The sequence below is a fragment of the Microcoleus sp. D3_18_C2 genome (assembly GCF_036702395.1).
In the GTDB taxonomy this organism is placed as follows: Bacteria; Cyanobacteriota; Cyanobacteriia; order Cyanobacteriales; family Microcoleaceae; genus Microcoleus.
In genome coordinates this window covers 1-3,827 of the sequence record NZ_JAUBTG010000124.1, presented here as the reverse complement: position 1 = coordinate 3,827, position 3,827 = coordinate 1, and the positions used below count along the sequence as shown (strand labels likewise).

The following is a 3,827-nucleotide window of genomic DNA, read 5'->3' as shown; positions in this document are numbered from 1 at the left end:
AATGCAGTTCACGCTTCCGTTGACGCTCTACCTATTATCCTCTCTGGATAGCACTTTTACAAAATCGGGATGCTCCCAAATTGTCAAACGGTATCTCGCCCATTTACCCAAAGATGATTATCCAGTTTTAGATAGCTTCACATTTGTCTCCTGCTGGCTAGGGTTTAGTTTTGACCAAAGTCTGGATACTATGCGTCCCCTATTTTCCCGTTTAAACAGTCGAGATATTTCCCTAGATATATCAACTTTTTCCAAGGCTAGTAAGCAGAGAGATATTGATGTTTTTGTAAAAATATTTCAAAGATTACAAGCCGATATAAAACGTCAATTAATTAACAAAGATTGTCTCAGCTTATTCCCTTTAGATTCAACGATAGTTACCTTGACAAGTAAATTACTATGGCAACAGGAATACCATCAAGTAAAATTATTTGCTGGAACGGACAATGAACGGGGAATAATTGATGGAGTACACATTCATTTTGGTCAAGGTCATGACAGTGAGCATTGAGATGAAACTATAGCAGCCACACCTCAAAATGGAGTCGCTGTAATGGATAGAGGTTTTTCGAGTTCGGAACGCGTTCAAGCATTAATGAAACAAGAAAATCAATATTTTGTACTACGAATTAAGAATAATTCTACTATCAACATGAAGGAGGATTGAACTTATGAAGTGTGGAGTGACAAACGAAAAGTTCAAGTAAGATTAGTGACTTTTTCAGATTTAAAAACCCGAACTGAATTTAGGTTTGTCACTAATTTACCTAACTAAATCAGGAGAATTAGCATACACCAAGGTCGAAATTGGAGAAATTTATCGCAGACGATGGCAGATTGAATTGCTGTGGAAATTCTTAAAAATGCATTTAAAACTGGCTCGTATAATTACTAAAAATACTAATGGAATCAAGATCCAAATCTATGCCTGTTTGATTTGTTATTTATTGCTTCAGTTAGTTGAAGTTCCTGATAAAATTGGAAATAAACTCTTAGACAAATTACGATATTTGCAGGCTTTTATGTGTGAGAAAATCAGCTATATTCACTGGTTTAAGGAACTTGTTTTCAATTGCTGAAATCAGCATTTTATAGGATTCGTATGTCTATTTTCAGAATTCTATCAATAAGCGTTCAACACTTCTGGTCGCTGCTATTTCAACTGAGAACTTTTTTGGGCGACCGAAAACCTGCCTATTTTTTAACAAATTTTCCAGACCGCCCTTTCTATATTGGGAGAGCCAGCGATGAATCGTTGCCTCACTTTTACCTAAAACTGCTGATACTTCCCGCACAGTTTCTACTTGTTTTAACTGAAATAAATAAAGCATTTGGACTTTATTATAAGCTAGGATTGTTTTTTGTTTTTTGAGGATTTCTCGTAAGTTTTCTCCAGATTCGGTAATCTTTATATGAGGACGACCAGACATTGTAATTCTCTCCTTTACTTTTTACACAAGTCTATCACATCTTTAAAAAAATGGTATAACCCCGATTGTCAGCAAAGGATTAGGGAAAAATAGTGAAGGCTCAGGGCAACTCGACATCGGCGGCTTCGCTCTACAACCTTTTAGCCATAAGCGCTTGCTCTACTCCCCCTGTCAGCCGCAGAACGTGGATTTCATTTCAAACAAGCGCGTTCACTAATTATAAGAGACAGTAGTAGCTCAGGTGATGGTGCAGTCGCGTAGTATAGGTTGCCAAGGGTTTGTGGCTTGCAAAAAATACCGCTGTTCTACAACTGTGTTATTTGCTTGGAAACCCTACGGGTTTCCAAAATCTACATACGTACTGCATCTATCTACATATGTGCTGCATAGTGCGAAACCCTACGGCCTTCGGACATCTACATACGTGCTGGATGTGTTTTGCTCAAAGTGTGCTACGCTTCGCCCTCAAACTTGCTCAGCAGTTCTTGCAATTTCACCTTACCGTCTGCGAACTTTCTCCCCTTCATCTTGAGAATATTCTCAATAATCCAAGTATTAGTTTTGCCCACTTCCCGTGACTTACAGATTTCCGCATACAGCGATTTATCTAGGGGAGTTGGCTCGGAAGCGGTAGCTAAGGTAGTCACTTCCGGTTCCGGTAAGTCCGCGCTGTATATAGCCTCCAGCGCTTGCCGTGAAGCTTCCAAGTCTTCCCCTGGGGAAGCTAATATCGCCTCAGCTTCCTGTTGGCGCTGCTGCTGACTTACATATGCGCTGACGGCGATTTCATCCACCACATCAGCAGTAATTGCCCTGGTCTTCATCGCTTCAATCTCACTTTCCTCTGCCAGTTCGCGGGCAATGTTACCAGCGGACACTGCACAGGCAATTGCAGCACACAGACTCACCCCTTGCAGTGCTTTGTGAATGTCTAGCTTTTTGTCTAGTGCTGCTAGTGGAATTAACCACAGCACGACAGAGGACGCGCTCAACACAAACAGTTTTAGCTGCATATAAACACCCCTAAACCAATCAGCAGCATCGCTAAACCACCGATTAAAAGCGCCTGCAAGTCGGCGACTGAAATCTTGAGCAACTTGCTCAGGGAGTAATCAAGCAACCAGCTCAACCCCCAAGCAATCGCAATTGCTGCTAATAGGAATAAAACCGCTTTCATTGCCATCGGATGCAGGCTCGCTATCCACCCTAAAAGGGAGAAAGCGACGCATCCGGCAACGAAGTAGTTAGCCAGATACATCGCTTTCATTTAGTTAGTCCCTCCTGTCAACTTGGCTTTAATTTCATCAATGCGAGCGCGAGCATCATTCTCAGCTTTATCAATCCCCAAGCCCAGACGAGCGTAACCGGGACGCAAGCCGTGTAATTTCTTGGCTAAGCCAGCATCAGCGCGCTTTTTGCCTAGTTCGTTCTCAGCAACCGCCCCCTCATATTTCCTGTGCTCCTTGTGTACGGTTTTGTCGGCCGCTTCAATTTTTCCTAGTGCCTTGTAAGCGCGTTTAGACTGCCTTGCACCGTCTGTTTTCTCTTTTGCCAAGTCCTTCATTGCGTCCGCTTCTTCTTTGGTAAAGTAGCGCGGTGCTGGCACAACTGGAACACTACGAATGCTAGAGAAGTTACCAGGATTTAATGGCGTGATAACGTTTGTGTCAGTGCTTGCCAGCACCTTAGATTTGTCGATTGCGTGTCCGCCGTCATTGCTGCTAGCTAATTGGTTGTTATCAGATTTACCGCCGAATAGTCGCAGTTGTAAGCTCATAATTTTGTCCCAATTTGAATGTTGATGCGGACTGGGGAAGGCAATAGATTGAGTGGGTTGATTTGTCGCCACATGGACATTGCCAGCACAAACACCCCCGCCGATGCGAGTACAAGTGCAATGAGTTGAGAGAGGTCAACCCAGTCTAAAAAGGTGGAATTTTGGCGGGTGAAACCGCACACAGGGAATGAACCGTCGTTAGTCCATTCGAGGGTGTCTACACTGTCTACATCCTTTGTATCAAGCGGTTCGGCTGCTGTGTCTACAGTGTTTAGCACTGTGTCTAGTGGTGTGTCTGGCACTGTGTCTAGTGGTGTGTCTGGCACTGTGTCTAGTGGTGTGTCTAGCACCATTCCTCACAAGTTAAGCTAAAAACACTGTTGTCAATGAGTAATATTACTCATTTTTTACCGAAATACCAATTAAAATATGACTCCATTTGTTCATTCATTATTGAAAAAAAATTGTTCGGGACTTCTTTGAGTTCCAGGGAAAGGAGAAATAATTAGCCTGACATGAGGTTTTCATGCTTAGCTTAACAATCAGGGTAAACGCATCTTAATTTCAGCCTAAAACATGATAAGATGAAGTATTGGGCTAAATCAAGTGCGTAATTAGGT

General features: G+C 42.4%; 5 protein-coding genes and 1 pseudogene. 1 reads left to right on the top strand and 5 read right to left on the bottom strand.

The features are described from left to right. The first annotated feature begins 1 nt into the window (after nucleotide 1). Nucleotides 2-1,079 (top strand): annotated as a pseudogene (locus QUA88_RS29320) (IS4 family transposase). A 33-nt stretch (nucleotides 1,080-1,112) separates the two neighbouring features. Here QUA88_RS29320 and QUA88_RS29315 read toward each other — a convergent pair. From QUA88_RS29315 to QUA88_RS29295, 5 genes are all read right to left on the bottom strand, one after another. Continuing rightward, nucleotides 1,113-1,430, bottom strand: a complete 318-nt coding sequence (locus QUA88_RS29315; protein WP_333058634.1) for a helix-turn-helix domain-containing protein — start codon at nucleotides 1,428-1,430, stop codon at nucleotides 1,113-1,115. Nucleotides 1,431-1,882: 452 nt separating this feature from the next. Further along, nucleotides 1,883-2,443, bottom strand: coding sequence for a hypothetical protein (locus QUA88_RS29310; RefSeq protein WP_333058633.1), 561 nt, complete (start codon nucleotides 2,441-2,443; stop codon nucleotides 1,883-1,885). Then, entirely contained in the window at nucleotides 2,434-2,697 is a 264-nt protein-coding gene (locus QUA88_RS29305) for a hypothetical protein (RefSeq protein WP_333058631.1), read from the bottom strand. Before QUA88_RS29305 ends, QUA88_RS29310 begins: the two co-directional genes overlap by 10 nt. Next, nucleotides 2,698-3,207, bottom strand: a complete 510-nt coding sequence (locus QUA88_RS29300; protein WP_333058630.1) for a hypothetical protein — start codon at nucleotides 3,205-3,207, stop codon at nucleotides 2,698-2,700. Next, nucleotides 3,204-3,560 (bottom strand): hypothetical protein, encoded by a 357-nt coding sequence (locus tag QUA88_RS29295; protein WP_333058628.1) that lies wholly within the window; start codon nucleotides 3,558-3,560, stop codon nucleotides 3,204-3,206. Before QUA88_RS29295 ends, QUA88_RS29300 begins: the two co-directional genes overlap by 4 nt. Nucleotides 3,561-3,827: the final 267 nt, after the last annotated feature.

What these genes read in the sequence shown, in the direction of transcription:
- QUA88_RS29315 (WP_333058634.1), bottom strand. Translation starts at nt 1,430, where the DNA reads ATGTCTGGTCGTCCTCATATAAAGATTACCGAATCTGGAGAAAACTTA.
- QUA88_RS29305 (WP_333058631.1), bottom strand. Translation starts at nt 2,697, where the DNA reads ATGAAAGCGATGTATCTGGCTAACTACTTCGTTGCCGGATGCGTCGCT.
- QUA88_RS29295 (WP_333058628.1), bottom strand. Translation starts at nt 3,560, where the DNA reads ATGGTGCTAGACACACCACTAGACACAGTGCCAGACACACCACTAGAC.
- QUA88_RS29300 (WP_333058630.1), bottom strand. Translation starts at nt 3,207, where the DNA reads ATGAGCTTACAACTGCGACTATTCGGCGGTAAATCTGATAACAACCAA.
- QUA88_RS29310 (WP_333058633.1), bottom strand. Translation starts at nt 2,443, where the DNA reads ATGCAGCTAAAACTGTTTGTGTTGAGCGCGTCCTCTGTCGTGCTGTGG.